Raw genomic sequence first — 17,574 nt, 5'->3', positions numbered from 1 at the left:
GGCTTATGTGGCGGCGCTGGCCTTTTCCCGCGCCACCGCCTGCCAGCCTATGTCGCGGCGGCAGAAGCCTTGCGGCCAGTCGATACGGTCGAGCGCGGCGTAAGCGCGGCTTTGCGCTTCACCCACCGTCTTGCCTGATGCCGTGACGTTGAGCACGCGGCCGCCATTGGCGACCAGCGCGCCGCCATTGATGGCAGTGCCGGCATGGAAAATCTCAACGCCTTCGCCAGCGGCTTCGTCGAGACCCCGAATGACCGAGCCTTTTTCCGGCGTCCCGGGATAGCCCTGTGCCGCCATCACCACGGTCAGCGCGGCATCGTCGCGCCAGCGGATCGAACTGTGCGCCAACTGGCCGTCGGCGGCGGCGTTGAGCAGCACCAGCAGATCGTCCTTCAGCCGCATCATCAGCACCTGGCATTCGGGATCGCCGAAGCGGGTGTTGTATTCGATCAGCTTCGGCCCTTTGTCGGTGATCATCAGCCCGGCGAAGAGAATGCCGGCGAACGGCGCGCCAAGCTCGGCCATGCCGCGGATGGTCGGCTCGACGATCTCGCGCATGGTGCGCTCGACCATTTCGGGGCTCATCACCGGCGCCGGCGAATAGGCGCCCATGCCGCCGGTGTTGGGGCCGGTGTCGCCGTCGCCGACGCGCTTGTGGTCCTGCGCGGTGCCGAAGGGCAGTGCCGTGGTGCCGTCGCACAAGCAGAAGAAACTCGCCTCCTCGCCGGTCATGAATTCCTCGACCACGACCTCAGCGCCGGCGTCGCCAAAGGCGCCGTCGAAACAGGCATCGAGCGCGGCTTGCGCCTCATCCAGCGTCATGGCGATGGTGACGCCCTTGCCGGCGGCAAGCCCGTCGGCCTTGATGACGATCGGCGCGCCGACCTTTTCGACATAGGCTTTCGCCGAGGCAAGATCGGTGAAGCGGCCATAGGCGGCGGTCGGGATGCCGTATTTGGCGCAAAGGTCCTTGGTAAAACCTTTCGAGCCTTCGAGCCGCGCTGCCCGCTTCGACGGGCCGAAGACGCGGATGCCCTGCTCACGCAGATCGTCGGCAATGCCGGCGACCAGCGGCCCTTCCGGCCCGACGACGACGAGATCGATCGCGTTGTCCTGGCAGAAGCTGGCAACAGCGGCATGGTCGGCGATGTCGAGCTTGACCAGTTCGGCCTCGTGGGCGATGCCCGGATTGCCGGGCGCGGCATAGAGCCTGGTCAAAAGCGGCGAGGCCGCGATCTTCCAGGCCAGGGCATGTTCGCGGCCGCCGGAGCCGATTAACAAAACGCGCATGCCGATGTCCCTTGTCATTTCACGACAGGGACTGCGCTATTGCCCCGGGCGGCGCGGGTCAAGAGTTTTACCTTGCGCCATACCGGTTGCGCACGGGAACGTCGCGCCGAGAGCACGGCGTCCCCGGCCGGTATCAGCTCTGGAAGACCACTGGAAACCAGTCCTCGCGCAGTTTCTGGCCGAGCTTCATGTCATGGCCGGCATAGGGCGGCGAGGTACGGCCGGGGCGCTCGACATAGCGCGCATCGTCGCCGACCCAGCGCAGCGACAGCGCCCGGCGCCGCGCCGCGGTCGGATTGCCGCGCGCACCATGCGCGGTGCGGAAGTCGAACAGGATGGCGTCCCCCGGTTCCATCTCCCATTCGAGCACCTTCAGCGACGGGTCCTTGTCTGGATCCGGCACGGGGAGGTAGTCGCCCTCGCCGGCATAGAAATTGCTGTCATCTAGCCAGCGCACCGGCAGGATCATCTTGTCCCATTTGTGCGAGCCGGCGATCAGCCGCAGCGTCGCTTCCTTGACCGGATCGATCGGAATCCAGAAGCTGACGGTCTGGGTGCCATCGACGAAGTAATACGGGATGTCCTGGTGCCAAGGCGTCGGCTTTTGCGTGCCCGGTTCCTTGACCAGCACATGGTCGTGGAAGAACTGGGCGCTGCGCGACTGCATCGCCGCTGCCGCGAGTTCCGCGGCCGGGGAATTGCGCACCACGTCGACGAATTCGGGAATGCGCTCCCAATTGCAGTAATCGTCGAAGAAGCTGCCCTTGCCGTTGGCGATGTCCGAAGCCGTGGCGCTGCGGTTTTGCATGTTGCGCTCGATGCCGGCGGCGATGGTGCCGACCCAGTCCTTGAAGGCGCCGCGTATGCAGACCGCGCCGTCGCGCTGGTAGTCGGCAATCGCTGCGGCATCAATATGTCTGGCGGCCATGTCATGTCTCTCCTGTTTCGATGACCGACTATCGCGGCCGCCGCACATCGCGTAAAATAATAACTTCTCATCTCCCTTATAGCTTTACTCTATGAACCTGACCCTCACCCAATTGCGCTACCTCGTCACTGTTGCCCGTCACGGCAGCGTCACCGTGGCCGCCCGGATGCTGAACGTCTCGCAGCCCTCGATCTCGGTGGCGATCGACAATGTCGAAGCGACGCTCGGCCAGAAACTGTTCGTGCGCCAGCGCGGCAGCGGCATCGCGCTGACCTCGTTCGGCCGCAGCGCGGTGGCGAAGGCAAAGCAGGTGCTGGCCGAAGCGGACGAACTGGTTGGGCTCGGGACGCGCGACGCCGATGTCGGCGGCGAACTTGTGCTCGGCTGTTTCGAGGATCTGGCGCCTTATTTCGCGCCGGCGCTGATCCGCGCTTTTTCGCAACGCTGCCCGGCGGTCACCGTGGTGGTCCGCGACGAGACCTTCGAGACGCTGGGCCGGCGGCTCGGCGATGCGGCAATCGATCTCGGCCTGACCTACGATCTCGGCCTGCCCTCGCACTTCGCCCGCATCCTGCTGCATGAGCTGCGGCCACACGCGCTTCTGCCGCAAGGCCACGCACTGGCCAGCCAGGCGAGCGTCAGCCTGGCGGAGCTGGCGACCCATCCCTTGATCACCACCGACCAGCCGCATAGCTGGCAGCATATGCTGGACCTGTTCCTCAGCCGCGGCCTGTCGCCGGTCTCGCAATCGACGGCGAGTTCGTTCGAACTGCAGCGCAGCATGGTCGCCAACGGCTTCGGCGTCGCGGTGAGCTACACCAGGCCCTATGGCGACAGGAGTTATGACGGGCTGCCGCTGGTCTGCAAGCCGCTGTCCGATCCGCTGCCGATGCAGCGCATCATCCTCACCCATGACACAAGGCAAAGGCTGTCGAAGGCGGCGCTGGCCTTCACGGAGGTGGCGAAGGAATGGTTTGCCAGCCACGATATTTTCACCGCCTGAGCGACAATGCGGCCGCTTGACGGCGCACGCCGCTGCTGCCACTCCAGCACGATGGAAACCATCCAGTCGAAAGCCGCACAGGGCCGCGTCGCCGACGCGCCGAGCGGCCATTGGGTCTACAAGATATTGCCGCGCTGGCTGTGGCCTTACGCGCAGCTTGCGCGCTGGGACCGGCCGATCGGCTGGCAATTGCTGCTGTGGCCCTGCTGGTGGTCGGCAGCGCTTGCGGCCAGCGCCTATCCCCGCCCGGCAGACCCGTTGCTCACATTGCTGCCGTCGCCGTGGTTCCTGTTCCTGTTCTTTGTCGGCGCCGTCGCCATGCGTGGCGCCGGCTGCACCTATAACGACATTGTCGACCAGGACATCGACAACAAGGTCGAGCGCACGCGCTCGCGGCCATTGCCGGCCGGCAAGGTGACGCGCCGCCAAGCCTGGGCGTTCCTGGTCATCCAGGCCTTGCTGGGCCTCGTCGTGCTGCTGCAGTTCAACGACTTCGCCATTCCGCTCGGCATCGTCTCGCTGGTCATCGTTGCCGTCTATCCCTTCATGAAGCGCTTCACCAACTGGCCGCAATTGGTGCTCGGGCTCGCCTTCTCCTGGGGTGCGCTGATGGGCTGGGCGGTCGAGTTCGGCGATCTCGATGGCCCGGCCATCATGCTCTATATCGGCTCGATCCTGTGGGTGATCGGCTACGACACCATCTATGCACATCAGGACAAGGAAGACGACGCAATCGTCGGCGTGCGCTCGACGGCGCGGCTGTTCGGCGACAACACCAAGACCTGGCTGGTCAGGCTTTATGGCGGCACGCTGGTCTGCTTCGCCATCGCCTTCGCCTCGGCGCAGGTGCCGGTGGTGGCGCTGGCCGGGCTGATCGCCGCCGGCGCCCATATGGCGCGGCAGATAGCGGTTCTGGATATCGACGATCCCGATCAATGCCTGCGGCTGTTCAAATCCAACAACCAGGTCGGCTGGTTGATCTTCATCGGCCTGATCGGCGGTGCGCTGTGGGTAGCGCTAAAGCCGCTGGTTTAATCACCTTCTCCCCGTCACTACACGGGGAGAAGGTGGCGGCAGCCGGATGAGGGCAGCGCCCATCTTTGCAGTTGAGGTGAGATGCACAGCGGCGATATTGCGAGAAATGCCTCGGTCAGCGCCGCCCCTCATCGCCCTGCCCGGCGTTCGTCACTCGAAAAGCCAAGCAATTGGCTTTTCGTCCGCTACGCGGACCGCTCCTCAACCCCCGTATAGTGACGGGGAGAAGAAGGCTGTCGTCGGCGGTTTCGCCAATCGCCGGTCAAGCTACTCTCTCGAAATAATCTCCTGGCCGTCGATCACCAGTCTCAGCCCGAGATTGCCGGCCCTGCGGCGGGCGAGGAAGCGCGGGCGGCGCGTGGTCGAGACCCGGCCCTTGCGGCGATCCTTGGCCGGCAGCGCCTTGATGGCGGCGCCGAGCGATTCCTCAAGCGTGCGGGCAATGCCGTCGGATTCGATCAGCAGCATCTGCAGCCGGTAAGCATCGGCCCAGGCGCGCCAGTCGGCGGCGACGTCGTCGAGATCGTCGGCCACCAGCAGCGGCACCGACAGCATCGGGTCGTTGTGCAGGAGTTCGAGGGTTACCGTGACATTGCCTTGCGCATCCTCCATCGCGCGGGCGGCGACGCCGCGAAACGCGTTGGCGGGCAGCGCGATGATCGCCGGCACGCCGCTCATCTCGAGCGTGCGGCGGATGACGGCGCCGCGCTGGTCGATGGTGAAGGTAACGTCGCCATAGTCGTCGCGCGTGGCATAGCTCACCACTTGCGGCAGGCGGAATGGGTCGAGGCGCATGTTGCGCCCGGCCCAGACGGGCTTCAATACACTGTTCATCTGCTGCCTTCCTGTGTTTCTCCTGAGAGCCGTTTTGCGGGTCTCTCCGGGCCGGTTTTCCCGGCCTCGTTGTGTGAAACATTAGCGCGAGCTTCTGCCGCCCGGCTTAAGAAAGTCAGTTAAATTTTGCTGATCTCAGGCGATGGTTATCGGAATGAGACCAGCCACAAAATGTTGAAAGGATCAGATAACCTTACCGGGATTCATGATGCCGGCCGGATCGAAGACGGCCTTCACCCGGCGCATCAGCTCGATCGCCATTGGCGGCGCGGTGGCGATCAGCTCGTCGCGCTTCAACTGGCCGATGCCGTGCTCGGCCGAGATCGAGCCGTGGAAGGAGCGCACGACATCGTGCACGGCATGGTTCATGGCGTGGTAGAGGCCGAGAAACGCTTCATCGTCACCGCCCTCCGGCCGGGAGATGTTGTAGTGGAGATTGCCGTCGCCCATATGGCCGAAGCAGACCACGCGCGCACCAGCACTGACCGAAGCCACTGCACCGGCCGCCTTTTCGATAAACGCCGGGATGGATGCCACCGGCACCGAAATATCATGCTTGATCGACGCGCCTTCGGGCTTTTGCGAATCCGGCAGCACCTCGCGGAAATTCCAGAAGGCGTCGCCCTGCGCCAGGCTTGCCGCGATCACCGCGTCGCCGACGATGCCTTGCTGGAGGCCTTCCGACAGCACCTCCTCGATCAGCCCCCTGGCGTCCTCGGCCGAACGGCCGGATGATATCTGCATCAGCACATACCAGGGCCAGTCCTCGGCGAGCGGCCGGATGACGCCCTGCGCGTGGCGCAGTGTGAAATCATAAGGACGCTGGCCGATCAGCTCGAAGGCGGTGAGTGCCGCCCCGGCCCGGTCCATCGCCAGGCTGAACAGCGAAAGCGCTGCTTCCGGCGACGACAGGCCGGCAAAGGCGACTTCGCGCCCCTTGGGCTTGGGAAACAGTTTCAGCACCGCGGCGGTGATGATGCCGAGCGTGCCTTCGGCGCCGACGAACAGGTTCTTCAGATCGTAACCGGTGTTGTCCTTCTTCAGTTTGCGCAGATCGTCGAAGACTTCGCCGGTCGGCAGCACCACTTCGACGCCGAGGCAGAGTTCGCGCGCATTGCCATAGGCGAGCACGCCGGTGCCGCCGGCATTGGACGAGAGATTGCCGCCGATCTGGCAGGAGCCCTGCGCGGCAAGCGACAGCGGAAACAGCCGGTCGGCGGCGTCGGCGGCTTCCTGCAGCGTCTGCAGGATGACGCCCGCTTCGACGGTCACCGTGTTCGAGAAGACGTCGATCTCGCGAATGCGGTTCAGCCGCGACAATGAAAGCACGATCTCGCGGCCGGAGGCATCCGGCACCTGGGCGCCGACCAGCCCGGTGTTGCCGCTTTGCGGCACGACCGGCGTTCCCGTCTCGCTCGCCAGGCGCATGATCCGGCTGATCTCGTCGACGCTGCCGGGACGCAGCACCAAGGCGGTCCTGCCGTGCCATAGGCCGCGCCGCTCGGTCAGATACGGCGCAATATCGGCCTGGTCGCGCAGCGCATATTTGTCGCCGACGATTGCCGCGAAGCGGGCGATGAGAGCGGGATCGAGGTCGAAGGGTGCGTCGTTCATGGGCGCAAACTATGGCGCTCAATCGAGCTTGTCACGGGGGGCAGCGGCACGAAACAGCCGATCGTTGATCGCCTCGCCGAGCCCATCGAACGGGATCGGCTCGACGGCGATCGTCGCCGCACCGCTGCGGTCGAGTTCCTGCAAATACGCGAACAGATTGCTTGCGGCTTCGCGCAAATCGCCTGACGCGGACAGGTTGCGCAAGGCGGCCGCCGCTTGCCAGCCTTCGGCGCGGTCGCCACCAAAGGCCAGCAAGGCCTCGCCTTCAGCCACACTCTGTGCATCGAGCCGCACCGATGCGCGCGGCGCATAATGCGACGCCAGCATGCCGGGCGCCTCGATGCCGGCTGTCGCGCCGCGCTGCAGCTTGATGCCGGTGACGGCCTCGATATCGGCGGCAGCGATGCCGCCTGGCCTCAGCAGCCGCACGCTGTTGCCTTCGACCTTGACGATGGTCGATTCCAGCCCGACCGGGGTGGCGCCGCCATCGACCACCAGCCGGATTTTGGCGCCGAGATCGGCCGCCACGGCTTGCGCTGTCGTGGCGCTTATCTTGCCCGAAGAGTTCGCGCTGGGCGCGGCCAGCGGCCGGCCGAGCCTGGCGATCAGCTCGCCGCCGAAGCCCCTCGGCATGCGCAGCGCGATCGTATCGAGCCCGGCGGTGACCCGCGGATGGATGCCGTTGCCGGGTCGGAGCGGCAGCACCAGCGTCAGCGGCCCCGGCCAGAACGCCTCGGCCAGCCGCTTCGAAAGCGGGTCGAAGATCGCAATGCGCTCGGCCATCGCGAGATCGGCGACATGGGCGATCAGCGGGTTGAAGCGCGGCCGGCCCTTGGCTTCGAAGATGCGGGCGACGCCGACGCCATTGGTCGCGTCGCTGGCCAGTCCATAGACGGTCTCCGTCGGGATGGCGACGACGTCGCCGCCCTCAAGCAGCGCCAACGCCTGCTCCATCGCTTCGCCGACGGATAGTATCTCAGCCACTCGCTTCACCTCACAGGCACCGGACCTAAAGCGCGTCGCGCTGAACCGGATTCATGCGACTGCTTTAGGTCTTTGTTTTGATGCATGTCGTTCTCTCAAAACCGGGGCCACTTTTGAGCGACATGCGTTAGAGCGGTTCAGCTGTTCGCTGAAACGCTCTAAGTATTTGTTTTTGCGCAATTCCGGACGGAAAACCGCTACTCACTTTTCCTGGAATTGCTCTAATACGGCAGTGGTTTTCGGGCAAGCCGGCGTTGGCGAATTATCAATGCCTAAAATGCTACGTTTCCCTGCAAGCCGGCATCAATCCACTGGGGTTAAGGCTATTTGCGGTTAGGGCTGGCGGCTTGTCGGGCAAGGGGACGGTTTCGATGTCGATGCGTGTGCTTGGAGCGCTTGGTTTCACCCTGGCGGCGATGACTGGTGGGGCGCACGCCTCGTCGATCGTCTTTCTCGGCGTCTCGACCTCGACGCCATCGGTCATCAAGGTTGGCGGATCCGAACCGGTCAGGATCGCCTCGTCGCCATCGATCGTCGCACTCGGCGATGCCCAGCCCGATGTGACTTATGAAAAGGTCGCGGCGATCCCCGAAAAGCCTAGGCAGGACCCGATGATCATTCGCGGCGGCATCGTCGGCGGCGCCTTCGCCGCGCCGGCTCCGGCCAGGGCGAGCGCCGCGGCGCCGGCAACTGAGCCGACGGCAGAGACCGCACCAGCCGGAACTGCAACGGCATCGAACGGCAAGCCCGAGTCGCAACCGGCAGCGCCGCAGCCGGCAGCAACACCGCAGCAGCCGATCGAGGGCGTCGGCAAAGCCGAGTAGGCCATTCAGCCAAGACAGTCGGCCAAGACAGTCGGCCGATCCATGCCGCTTGACGCCGATCGACGCCCCGGCGCACGATCGGCTTGGCGGCGGCGGCCCCAATTTCGCCAATCGAGTTTGGCATGAGCGCGCCGGGTTCTAGGAGAGCGAGGGGTTATCATGAACATGACGAAATCTTTGACTATTGCCGGCCTGTTGCTGGCGTCACCTATAGCTGTCGGCGGCGCGCAGGCCGGTGACGAGCTAGGGTCCTACGTCGCGCGCATTTCCGATCGCGACCACCATGCCAGCGACGGCTATGAGCTGAGCAGCGCAGCACAGATGGTGCGGCAGGACCGTGCCAACTGGCACAAGTTCCACCGGCGCGATGCCGACGACCAGGGCGATGACTGGTTCCGCAGCAACGATGATCGCGCGTATCTGGAACGCATGCTGAAGCGCGGTGGCGCGATGAGCTCCTCGACACGGAACGCCATCGTCAATGGCGAGCCGCTGATCCAGGTCGACGTCTATTCAGACAGCGTGCATGTCAGCATTTTGGAGGACTGACGGAGTCAGCCTCGGGAGGACTGAAAACAAGACGGGCGGCGTATGAACGCCGCCCGTCTTCGGGCTTGTCCGTCGCTTAGCCAGCTATTCTGGAGAAATCAGCCACCTGGTCGGTGGCCGTGCGGATGCGGGCGAGCAACGCCAGACGGTTGGCGCGCACGGCCTGGTCCTCATCATTCACGAGAACACGTTCAAAGAATGAATCAACCGGTTCGCGCAGCACGCTAAGCGCCAGCATGGCGGCGGAAAAGTCTTCGTTTTGAATCGCTTCGCCGGCTTCTCTCTCCGCCTGATTCACCGCTGCAAACAGCGATTTCTCGGCCTCCTCGCGAAACAGCGCCGGCTCAACAGTCTCGGCGACGAGCGTTTTCTTCTTCTCCTCGGCAGCCAGAATGTTGGCCGCCCGCTTGGCGGCGGCGAGCAGGTTCTTGCCGTCCTCGGTGTCGAGGAAGGACCCCAGAGCTTCGACGCGACGCACGATCTGCAGGAGGTCGTCCGAGTGCGATTGGCCGATCTCCCCCCTTGTGGGGGAGATGCCCGGCAGGGCAGAGGGGGGCGCGCCAGAATGAGAGGTCGGCGGGACAGCGCCCCCCTTTGTCGGCTTCGCCGCCCCCAAAAGGGGGGAGATTGGCGCGCTTCCACCACCTGCCAGCACGGCGTCAATGAGATCATGCCGAGCGCCCTGGTCGCGGAGATAGACTTTCAGGCGGTCGTGGAAGAAGGCGAGGAGGTCGGGCCCAAATGCCCGTCCAGCCTTAGACGCGAGATAACTCGCCGTTTGATAGGCACTATCGAAGAGCGATGTCAGCGGCAGTGAGATCCCATTCTCGATCAGGATTCTCACCACGCCCAGTGCGGCCCTTCTCAGCGCGTAAGGGTCCTTCGACCCCGTCGGCTTTTCATCAATGACCCAGAAGCCGACCAGCGTATCGATTTTGTCGGCCAGCGCGACGGCAATCGACACCGGATTGGTCGGCACGCTATCCGACGGACCTTGCGGTTTGTAGTGCTCCTCGATCGCCGCAGCCACGGACGGATGCTCACCCTGCAGCAGCGCGTATTTGCGGCCCATTGCGCCTTGCAGTTCCGGAAACTCGCCCACTGCTTCTGTCGTGAGATCAGCCTTGGCCAGCACGGCGGCGCGAGCGGCGAGCGCGGTAATCTCCCCCCTTGAGGGGGAGATGTCGCCGAAGGCGACAGAGGGGGTCGTCTCGCGTGGAGTGCCAACTCCCTCTTTCTTCGAGAGACCGGACGGCGTCGCGGCAGCCGAAGCGACCCCCTCTGGCCTGCCGGCCATCTCCCCCTCAAGGGGGGAGATCGACTGCGCCACTGTTGGCGCCAGCTCCTGCGCCAGCCGCTTGATCCGCTCCACCCGATCGCCTTGCGTACCGAGCTTGGCGTGAAAGGTGACATTGAGATGGTCGAGGCGGGCCATGCGCTGGTCGAGCGGCTTTTTCAGATCGAGCCCGAATTTCTTCGCCGACGCCTCGAGCTGCTCCAGATCCGGCAGATCGCCCTGGTCGGTCTTCCAGAAATACAGCGCGTCCGACAGGCGGGCACGCACCACCTTGCCGTTGCCGTGCGCGATCTCCTTGCCGCCGTCCTTGGCCTCGATGTTGGCGGTGAGGATGAAGCGGTTGGAGAGGTTTTCGCCGTCGCCCTGCGGCCGGGTGACAAAGCATTTCTGATTGGCGCGGATGGTCAGCCGGACCACTTCTGGCGGTATGGCAAGAAAGGCCTGCTCGAATTCGCCCATCAGCACCACCGGCCATTCGACCAGGCCCGACACTTCTTCCAGCAGCCCTTCGTCCTCGACCAGATCGAGCCCGTTGGCGAAGGCGAGGTTGCGGGCGTCGGCAAGGATGATCTCCTTGCGGCGGTCGCCATCGAGCACGACCTTGGCCGCTTCCAGCTTGGTCACGTAATCGTCGAAGCGGCGCACGGTGATTTCTCCCGGCGCCATGAAACGATGGCCGTAGGTGATATTGCCCGAGCGGATGCCATCGATCTCGAAATCGACCACCACCGGCTCCTCGGTCTCCGGGCCGAAGGTGCACAGAATCGTCTGCAGCGGCCGCACCCAGCGCAGCGAACCGGGCTTGGCCGAAGCCGGCCCCCAGCGCATCGATGTCGGCCACGGGAAGCCGCGAATGATGGCCGGCACCAGTTCGGCGACGATTTCTTCCGCCGCCCTGCCCGGCTTCGAAATATGGGCGACGTAGAAATCGCCCTTCTTCGGATCGGAATGGACATGCGCCTCGGCAACCGAGGCAAGGCCTGCCTTGCGCAGAAAACCCTGCACCGCCTGGTCCGGCGCCGCCGTCGACGGCCCCTTGATCTCCTCGTGGATGTCCTTCGAGCGCGCGGTCAGGCCCCTGACATCGAGCGCCAGGCGCCGCGGCGTCCAGTATTCGCGCGCGGCGTCATAGGTCAGACCCGCCTCGACCAGACCGTCGGTCAGCATCTTCCTGAGATCGCCCGCCGCCTTGCGCTGCATACGGGCGGGGATTTCCTCGGAGCGAAGTTCTAAGAGCAGGTCTGGCATGGTTAAGCTCCCACCCTCCCCTTGATGGGGAGGGTCGGCGCGTAGCGCCGGGGTGGGGTGGCGACCTCTCAGCCGCCGATACCTTCGGCACCATCGCGCAAACGCAGGTGTGATTTTCGTTCTTCCACCGCCGCATAGATCGTATCGAGCACGGAATCCAGTTCGTTTTTGATTTCATGGTTCCAGAAGCGAATGACGCGGTAGCCTTGGCTCTCGAACCATTTCGTTCGACGCTCGTCATGGCGCAGCTGGTCATCGAAGCTGTGATGGGCACCGTCCACCTCAATGATCAGCTTCAGCCGGTGGGAGATGAAATCAGGGAAGTAAACGCCTACCGACGCCTGCCTGCGAAAATGAGTGCCTTCTACTGGAATGCGCCACAGATGCCGCCACAGGATGCGTTCCTCGTCGGTCATCGCCGCGCGAAGCCTTTGCGCAGACTGCAGCTTGAATCGATCGAGTTTTGGCATGGAACGTCGCGCTGTCACCCCCACCCGCCGCTTCGCGGCGACCTCCCCCATCTAGGGGGAGGTAAGAGGGCATAGCAACTCGGCTGACCGCTGTTTCCAGGAATTTTGACCGCCCCTGTCGGGCCGCAACCAGCCCGCCCGTCCTTGGATCAAAGATTTCCATGAACCAAACGCAGCGCTGAAGCGACCAACGCTCAGGCAGGGACCTATTGGCTGAACGACCATGAAAACGGCATCGAGACTTCTCCAGATCATCGCGCTCAGCGCCTGTTTCGCCGCGCAGGTGCATGGCGCCTTCTCGATGCCGGGTGTGCGGCAGGCTATGCGGACCATGGCGGGATCGTCTGGCCAGTTCTCGGCGCCAATCAACATTTCTCCCGAAATGATGAAGTGAGCCTCAGGCGGCGAGCCCGCCGGCCTGGGTCTGCAAAAATGCCTCGCCGCAGGCTTTCGCCAGATTGCGCACCCGCAGGATGTAGCTCTGCCGCTCGGTCACCGAAATCACGCCGCGCGCGTCGAGCAGGTTGAAGACGTGGCTGGCCTTGATGCACTGGTCATAGGCCGGGAAGACCATGCGGTGCATCGGCAGATTGTCGTTCGAAGCCGGGGCGCCGGCCGCGAGCAGCGCCTTGCATTCGGCTTCGGCGTCCTCGAAATGCCTGAGCAGCATGGCGGTGTTGGCATATTCGAAATTGTGCCTGGAATATTCCTGCTCGGCCTGCAGGAAGACATCGCCATAGGTGACTTTTTCGGCGCCTTCTCGGCCATTGAAGTTGAGGTCGTAGACATTGTCGACGCCCTGCACATACATGGCCAGCCGCTCCAGGCCGTAGGTCAGTTCCCCCGCCACCGGCGCGCATTCGATGCCGCAGACCTGCTGGAAATAAGTGAACTGCGACACTTCCATGCCGTCGCACCAGCACTCCCAGCCGAGCCCCCAGGCGCCAAGCGTCGGGCTTGCCCAGTCGTCCTCGACGAAGCGAATGTCGTGCAGCAACGGATCGACGCCGATCGCCTTGAGCGAGCCGAGATAGAGTTCCTGCAGGTTCGGCGGGTTGGGCTTCAGGATCACCTGGTACTGGTAATAATGCTGCAGCCGGTTGGGGTTTTCGCCGTAGCGGCCGTCCTTGGGCCGGCGCGAGGGCTGGACGTAGGCGGCGTTCCAGCCCTTGGGCCCGAGCGCGCGCAGCGTGGTGGCCGGATGGAAGGTGCCGGCGCCGACTTCCATGTCGTAAGGCTGCAGGATGACGCAGCCATAGGCGGCCCAGTAATTGTGCAGGGTCAGGATCAGCCCCTGGAACGAGCGGCTGGGATGCATATGGGCTGGACTGTCTGACGTCACGGCGGCCTCGGAAAGCGCTGAAATGATGCCATTCCCTAGTTGCCGGGCCGGTAGGCGTCAAGGCAGCGCCTATCGCCGCCTTGATGAGAGGTTGAACGCTTTGCTTCGGACTGGCCCATTGCCGGACGGTGCCGGTGGCCGTTTGCTCGCCCAGCTTCAACGACAAAGGTTCAGCCATGCAAGGCCAGTTCACCGTACGCCCCGTCACCCGAGAGGATTACGAGCAATGGCTGCCGCTGTGGGACGGCTACAATGCGTTTTACGGCCGCTCGGGCGAGACCGCCCTGCCCGGTGACATCACTGCAATGACATGGTCGCGCTTCTTCGATGCCTATGAGCCGATGCATGCGCTGGTCGCCGAGAGCGAAGGCAAGCTTCTCGGCCTTGTCCACTATCTCTACCACCGCACCACGACGGCGATTTCGCCGAACTGCTATCTGCAGGATCTCTTCACCAATGAGGCGTCGCGCGGCAAGGGCGTCGGCCGGGCACTGATCGAAGACGTCTATACCAGGGCGCAAACCGCAGGCTCCAGCCGCGTCTACTGGCTGACACACGAAACCAACCACACGGCGATGAAGCTCTACGACAAGATCGGCGATCTCTCGGGGTTCGTCGTCTACCGAAAGCTGTTCTAGAATGAGCGCCAACGCTGGGTCTGCGCCGCGTCGCTTCGCTCCTTGCTCCGCCATAGAATGACGATCGCGATAGGGCGTCTCTATCTCTTTGTTTCTGTCGCAATTCCGAACGGAAAACCGCGCACACTTTCCTGGAATTGCTCTAAGACGCCAAGCCGAAAAAACGGGGCTCAGCGAGCCCCGTTTCATCAGAAGTATGGCCCGATCACCCCTTCGGCGCTGGCGGGGTGGCCGGCTTGACCTTCGGGGTTTCCTGCGCCGTGTTGGATTCGATCGGCGGCAGGCCCTTCATCAGCTTCTGCTGCAAAATGGCAAGCACATCGGGATCCGGCTTCAGGTCGCGCGCCTGATTCCACTGGAAAGTGGCTTCGAGCTTGCGGCCGACGCGCCAATAGGCATCGCCGAGATGGTCATTGAGCACCGGATCTTCCGGCTTGAGCGACACGGCGCGCTCCATTTCGCGCACGGCGTCGTCGAACCGGCCCATGCGGAAATAGGCCCAGCCCAGCGAATCGACGATGTAGCCGTCGCTCGGCCTGAGGTCGACGGCCTTCTGGATCATCGCCAGGCCTTCCTTGAGGTTCATGTTCATGTCGACCCAGGAATAGCCGAGATAGTTCAGCACCTGCGGTTGGTCGGGGAACAGCTCAAGCGCCTTGAGGAAGTTCGGTTCGGCCTTCGGCCATTCCTTCAGCCGCTCATAGGCGATGCCGCGCTGATAGTAGATGTTCCAGTTGGCATTGGTCGGCGTCTTCAGCACCGCGACCGCCTTGTCGTAGAGAGTGGCGGCGGAGCGGAAATCCTCCTTCGAGGCATAGACCCCGCCCAGCGCCAGATAGGCGCGCATGTCATCGGGGTGAGCTTCGACGAATGCTTTGAGATGGGCGATAGCCTCGTCGTGACGGTTGAGATCGGCAAGGTTGAGGCCGAGCTGCAGGTCGGAAAGCTCCTTCAGCGGCGAGGAGGCTGGAATGCGGCTATAGAGCGCAATGGCGCCTTCGCCGTCCTTCAGCTGCTCCGCAACGGCGGCAAGCTGCACCAAAGCGGCGTCGCTGTCGGGCTTGAGCGCGAGCGCATATTGCAGATAGAGGCGCACGAACGGCTCGCCGCCGCCGCGATTGAGCGCGATGGCGAGGTCGAGCAGGATTTCAGCGGCGCCTTCGGAGGGACTGGCGACGAAGGGCTCGATCTTGTCGCCCTTGCTGATCCTGTCGCGAAGCGCCTGGATGTCGAGCTTGCCGGGCGCGAACGCCTCGGCCTTGTCGAGCACGTAGAGCGCCTTGTTCTTGTTGCCCTTGCGCGCCAGGAAAGACGCGTAGGCCTGGGCGTTGCGCATCCATGTCTCGGGCGCGGCACCGCCGGCCGTGACGTCGGTCAGGGTCGCGTCATAAAGCGCGTCGGCCTTATCGGACAGGCCTGCGGCATCGGCGATCAGCGCGCGGTGGAAGGACTTGAACAGGCCGAACCAGTCAGGCCCCTGCAGTTTGTCGATCGAGGCCATCGCCCCGGTGGGGTCGCCGGCGCCCTCTTGTGCCCAGCCGGACATGACGCCGGAAATCAGCCGGTCGAGATCGGATTCGAGCGACAGCTTGAGCCAGTACTGCGCCTTGGTGAAATCCTTCTTGTGGAAGGAATCGACCGCCAGAGCCAGACGCGAGAAGCGCTCGACGTCGGGAACTGCCTTGAGCTTGTCGGCATAGACCAGCGATTCCTCGAAGCGGCCTTGCGCGATCAGCGACAGCATCAGGCTTTGCTGCAGCGAGGTGTCGCCGGGATTGAAGGCGAGCGCCTGCTTGTAATAAGCGATGGCATTGTCGAGGTCGTTGTCGCCTTCGGCGATGCGGGCGGCGAGATAGGCGCCCGAGAAGGAGGTGATCTTGACCGGGTCGGTCGATTCCTTGGCGTAGGCAGGCAGCGGAGAAATCGCCATCCCTGCCATAATTGCCAGCCCCGCGAGCCAGCGCGCACGTCCTTGCCGCATCGTATCCCTTTCAGCCAAGCGCCATCCCGCGTCGGCGCGGAGAAGCCATAGACTCGATGTTTCCTGACAAAGCATGGCCTTTTTGGGGTCAGGCTTCAATCCGGGCCGAATTCACAATCGGGTCACCCGATTAACAAACCATGGCGACGCACAACACTGTGGATCGGGATAATAGCAGATCGGGGTTGGGAGCTACAGCCTGACATCGCGATATCCGCTTGCTGCCACAGCGGTGCACAGGCCGGCCCATTCGCACCCCTGGCAGGCCTCACGCGTCACACCGGCTGAAAAGGCCGCGCGCAAGCCGGCAAGCGTTGCCGCGTCGAGGCTGAGACGGACGCCGGCCCGGATCGGCCGGGTCAGCAGTTTGCCGACATCGCGTGCTGCCAGTTCGTCCCGGCCGGCGGCGCTTACGCGCAAACAGTGGGGCTCGGCCTCGCCGAGCAGCGGCTGGCAGATGTCGTCGGGGCCGGAGACGATCAGGATCTCCTCGCCCCGGCCAAGACGTTTCGCGATCGCGTCATAATTGGCGACGAAGGCTGCGCTGTACCCTTTTCCGACATAGGTCAGCAGGCAAAGAAGATGATGGGAGCGCAGCCTGACCGTCATTGGTTTTAGGACGCGGTTGCGGCCGGGTCCGCCTTGCCCGAAAACAGCTTGAGCGTCGCGGCGCCGAGCGCCGATTTCAGCAGGCCGCCGATGAGGAAGGGCAGGAAACCGAAGGTGATGGCCTGTTCGAGGCCGATCGTGGCGGCGAGCCAAGCCGTGCCGAGAACCAGGCAGGCGAGATTGCCGAGGACCATGGCGGCGAAGGCGAGCAGCACGCGGCTGCCGTTCCAGCCGCGTTCGGCCAGCCAGCCGACAAGCGCGCCGACAAGCGGGAAGGCGAAGAGATAGCCGCCCGTTGGCCCGGCAAAGTGCTGGATGCCGGCGGCGCCGCCCGATAGCACCGGGAAGCCCACGGCACCCTCGACGAGCCAGGCGGCGATGGTGATGGCGCCAAGCCGCCAGCCATAGAGCGCGCCGATCAGCGTCACGGCGAAGGTCTGCATGGTGACCGGCACCGGCACCATCGGCACCTCGATCTGGGACAACAGCGCCAGAAACAGCGTGCCGAGGACGACGGCCGCGGCCTGCCAGCTATACGAGCGGGTTTGCAGGCGCAACGGGCTGAAGGACGGCTTGGACGGCGAAAAGGCGATGTCGGTCATGGCGGCTTCCCTGGCTGGTTTGAATTATAGATAATTTTGTTGTTCGATCTATTATCGAATCCATATTTGCGCGGGAATGGCAACCCTCGCCCCTAAAAAGGCTTGGGCTTGCGTACCGAATAAAGCTGGCGGGACAGCACCCCCCTCTGGCCTGCCGGCCATCTCCCCCTCAAGGGGGGAGATTAGCAGCATCTGCATCGCCGCTTTCCTTTCAGCGTTGGTGATTGGCGAAGGAAGACGTGACAGCCAATCTCCCTCCTTGAGGGGGAGATGTCCGGCAGGACAGAGGGGGGTGTGAAGGATCGCGGCGCTCGCGGTCTTCAGAG

At 63.9% G+C, this 17,574-nt stretch carries 17 protein-coding genes; 6 read left to right on the top strand and 11 right to left on the bottom strand.

The window, feature by feature from the left end; translation table 11 throughout:
* Positions 1-3: 3 nt before the first annotated feature.
* Together purD and NKJ76_RS16845 are read right to left on the bottom strand one after the other, a co-directional pair.
* A complete protein-coding gene (purD, locus tag NKJ76_RS16850; protein WP_352537929.1) occupies positions 4-1,290 on the bottom strand; it encodes a phosphoribosylamine--glycine ligase in 1,287 nt (428 codons plus the stop codon).
* A 133-nt stretch (positions 1,291-1,423) separates the two neighbouring features.
* Positions 1,424-2,218, bottom strand: a complete 795-nt coding sequence (locus NKJ76_RS16845) for a phytanoyl-CoA dioxygenase family protein (protein WP_352537928.1) — start codon at positions 2,216-2,218, stop codon at positions 1,424-1,426.
* Between the two features lie 91 nt (positions 2,219-2,309).
* Here NKJ76_RS16845 and NKJ76_RS16840 point away from each other — a divergent pair, with 91 nt between their 5' ends.
* On the top strand, positions 2,310-3,221 hold the full coding sequence (locus NKJ76_RS16840; RefSeq protein WP_023687123.1) for a LysR family transcriptional regulator: 912 nt from the start codon (positions 2,310-2,312) through the stop codon (positions 3,219-3,221).
* Positions 3,222-3,272: 51 nt separating this feature from the next.
* The gene (gene ubiA, locus NKJ76_RS16835) at positions 3,273-4,256 is read left to right on the top strand and encodes a 4-hydroxybenzoate octaprenyltransferase (protein WP_352537977.1); all 984 of its coding nucleotides are present in this window, start codon (positions 3,273-3,275) and stop codon (positions 4,254-4,256) included.
* Positions 4,257-4,523: 267 nt separating this feature from the next.
* Here the strand turns inward: ubiA and NKJ76_RS16830 are convergent, their stop codons facing one another.
* The 3 genes from NKJ76_RS16830 to NKJ76_RS16820 form a co-directional block, all read right to left on the bottom strand.
* Positions 4,524-5,090 (bottom strand): DUF6101 family protein, encoded by a 567-nt coding sequence (locus tag NKJ76_RS16830; RefSeq protein ID WP_023668457.1) that lies wholly within the window; start codon positions 5,088-5,090, stop codon positions 4,524-4,526.
* Positions 5,091-5,273: 183 nt separating this feature from the next.
* Positions 5,274-6,704, bottom strand: a complete 1,431-nt coding sequence (locus NKJ76_RS16825; protein WP_352537927.1) for an FAD-binding oxidoreductase — start codon at positions 6,702-6,704, stop codon at positions 5,274-5,276.
* Positions 6,705-6,722: 18 nt separating this feature from the next.
* Positions 6,723-7,688, bottom strand: a complete 966-nt coding sequence (locus NKJ76_RS16820) for an L-threonylcarbamoyladenylate synthase (RefSeq protein WP_352537926.1) — start codon at positions 7,686-7,688, stop codon at positions 6,723-6,725.
* 371 nt (positions 7,689-8,059) lie between these two features.
* Here NKJ76_RS16820 and NKJ76_RS16815 point away from each other — a divergent pair, with 371 nt between their 5' ends.
* Together NKJ76_RS16815 and NKJ76_RS16810 are read left to right on the top strand one after the other, a co-directional pair.
* Entirely contained in the window at positions 8,060-8,512 is a 453-nt protein-coding gene (locus NKJ76_RS16815) for a hypothetical protein (RefSeq protein WP_023668460.1), read from the top strand.
* 165 nt (positions 8,513-8,677) lie between these two features.
* Positions 8,678-9,061, top strand: a complete 384-nt coding sequence (locus NKJ76_RS16810) for a hypothetical protein (RefSeq protein ID WP_245274442.1) — start codon at positions 8,678-8,680, stop codon at positions 9,059-9,061.
* A gap of 76 nt (positions 9,062-9,137) precedes the next feature.
* On the opposite strand, the gene glyS is transcribed toward NKJ76_RS16810, so the two are convergent.
* Positions 9,138-11,606: a glycine--tRNA ligase subunit beta gene (gene glyS, locus NKJ76_RS16805; RefSeq protein WP_352537925.1), complete on the bottom strand. Its 2,469-nt coding sequence runs from the start codon at positions 11,604-11,606 to the stop codon at positions 9,138-9,140.
* A gap of 68 nt (positions 11,607-11,674) precedes the next feature.
* The gene (locus NKJ76_RS16800) at positions 11,675-12,076 is read right to left on the bottom strand and encodes an endonuclease domain-containing protein (protein WP_023692101.1); all 402 of its coding nucleotides are present in this window, start codon (positions 12,074-12,076) and stop codon (positions 11,675-11,677) included.
* Positions 12,077-12,299: 223 nt separating this feature from the next.
* On the opposite strand from NKJ76_RS16800, the gene NKJ76_RS16795 reads away from it, so the two are divergent.
* Positions 12,300-12,470, top strand: coding sequence for a hypothetical protein (locus NKJ76_RS16795; RefSeq protein WP_023702047.1), 171 nt, complete (start codon positions 12,300-12,302; stop codon positions 12,468-12,470).
* Positions 12,471-12,473: 3 nt separating this feature from the next.
* On the opposite strand, the gene NKJ76_RS16790 is transcribed toward NKJ76_RS16795, so the two are convergent.
* Positions 12,474-13,418, bottom strand: a complete 945-nt coding sequence (locus tag NKJ76_RS16790) for a glycine--tRNA ligase subunit alpha (protein ID WP_023687115.1) — start codon at positions 13,416-13,418, stop codon at positions 12,474-12,476.
* A 176-nt stretch (positions 13,419-13,594) separates the two neighbouring features.
* On the opposite strand from NKJ76_RS16790, the gene NKJ76_RS16785 reads away from it, so the two are divergent.
* Positions 13,595-14,056, top strand: a complete 462-nt coding sequence (locus NKJ76_RS16785) for a GNAT family N-acetyltransferase (RefSeq protein ID WP_023687114.1) — start codon at positions 13,595-13,597, stop codon at positions 14,054-14,056.
* Between the two features lie 205 nt (positions 14,057-14,261).
* Here the strand turns inward: NKJ76_RS16785 and NKJ76_RS16780 are convergent, their stop codons facing one another.
* The 3 genes from NKJ76_RS16780 to NKJ76_RS16770 all read right to left on the bottom strand — a co-directional run bounded on the left by NKJ76_RS16780 (position 14,262) and on the right by NKJ76_RS16770 (position 17,248).
* Positions 14,262-16,037 carry a tetratricopeptide repeat protein gene (locus NKJ76_RS16780; protein ID WP_023692102.1) on the bottom strand — a complete coding sequence of 592 codons (1,776 nt, stop codon included), beginning with the start codon at positions 16,035-16,037 and terminating at the stop codon, positions 14,262-14,264.
* A gap of 192 nt (positions 16,038-16,229) precedes the next feature.
* Positions 16,230-16,646 (bottom strand): DUF1284 domain-containing protein, encoded by a 417-nt coding sequence (locus tag NKJ76_RS16775; RefSeq protein ID WP_352537924.1) that lies wholly within the window; start codon positions 16,644-16,646, stop codon positions 16,230-16,232.
* A 5-nt stretch (positions 16,647-16,651) separates the two neighbouring features.
* Positions 16,652-17,248 (bottom strand): biotin transporter BioY, encoded by a 597-nt coding sequence (locus tag NKJ76_RS16770; RefSeq protein ID WP_352537923.1) that lies wholly within the window; start codon positions 17,246-17,248, stop codon positions 16,652-16,654.
* Positions 17,249-17,574 lie beyond the last annotated feature (326 nt).

Source organism: Mesorhizobium sp. M0029 (assembly GCF_040323735.1).
GTDB lineage: Bacteria > Pseudomonadota > Alphaproteobacteria > Rhizobiales > Rhizobiaceae > Mesorhizobium.
The sequence above is the reverse complement of the archived record's forward strand: the minus strand, read 5'-3'. Positions and strand labels throughout refer to the sequence as shown.

Excerpts from the sequence above, each read along its gene's own strand:
- NKJ76_RS16830 (WP_023668457.1), bottom strand. The coding sequence starts at position 5,090 with ATGAACAGTGTATTGAAGCCCGTCTGGGCCGGGCGCAACATGCGCCTC.
- ubiA (WP_352537977.1), top strand. The coding sequence starts at position 3,273 with ATGGAAACCATCCAGTCGAAAGCCGCACAGGGCCGCGTCGCCGACGCG.
- NKJ76_RS16775 (WP_352537924.1), bottom strand. The coding sequence starts at position 16,646 with ATGACGGTCAGGCTGCGCTCCCATCATCTTCTTTGCCTGCTGACCTAT.
- purD (WP_352537929.1), bottom strand. The coding sequence starts at position 1,290 with ATGCGCGTTTTGTTAATCGGCTCCGGCGGCCGCGAACATGCCCTGGCC.
- NKJ76_RS16795 (WP_023702047.1), top strand. The coding sequence starts at position 12,300 with ATGAAAACGGCATCGAGACTTCTCCAGATCATCGCGCTCAGCGCCTGT.
- NKJ76_RS16810 (WP_245274442.1), top strand. The coding sequence starts at position 8,678 with ATGACGAAATCTTTGACTATTGCCGGCCTGTTGCTGGCGTCACCTATA.
- NKJ76_RS16840 (WP_023687123.1), top strand. The coding sequence starts at position 2,310 with ATGAACCTGACCCTCACCCAATTGCGCTACCTCGTCACTGTTGCCCGT.
- NKJ76_RS16780 (WP_023692102.1), bottom strand. The coding sequence starts at position 16,037 with ATGCGGCAAGGACGTGCGCGCTGGCTCGCGGGGCTGGCAATTATGGCA.
- NKJ76_RS16770 (WP_352537923.1), bottom strand. The coding sequence starts at position 17,248 with ATGACCGACATCGCCTTTTCGCCGTCCAAGCCGTCCTTCAGCCCGTTG.
- NKJ76_RS16845 (WP_352537928.1), bottom strand. The coding sequence starts at position 2,218 with ATGGCCGCCAGACATATTGATGCCGCAGCGATTGCCGACTACCAGCGC.
- NKJ76_RS16785 (WP_023687114.1), top strand. The coding sequence starts at position 13,595 with ATGCAAGGCCAGTTCACCGTACGCCCCGTCACCCGAGAGGATTACGAG.
- NKJ76_RS16825 (WP_352537927.1), bottom strand. The coding sequence starts at position 6,704 with ATGAACGACGCACCCTTCGACCTCGATCCCGCTCTCATCGCCCGCTTC.
- NKJ76_RS16800 (WP_023692101.1), bottom strand. The coding sequence starts at position 12,076 with ATGCCAAAACTCGATCGATTCAAGCTGCAGTCTGCGCAAAGGCTTCGC.
- NKJ76_RS16815 (WP_023668460.1), top strand. The coding sequence starts at position 8,060 with ATGTCGATGCGTGTGCTTGGAGCGCTTGGTTTCACCCTGGCGGCGATG.
- glyS (WP_352537925.1), bottom strand. The coding sequence starts at position 11,606 with ATGCCAGACCTGCTCTTAGAACTTCGCTCCGAGGAAATCCCCGCCCGT.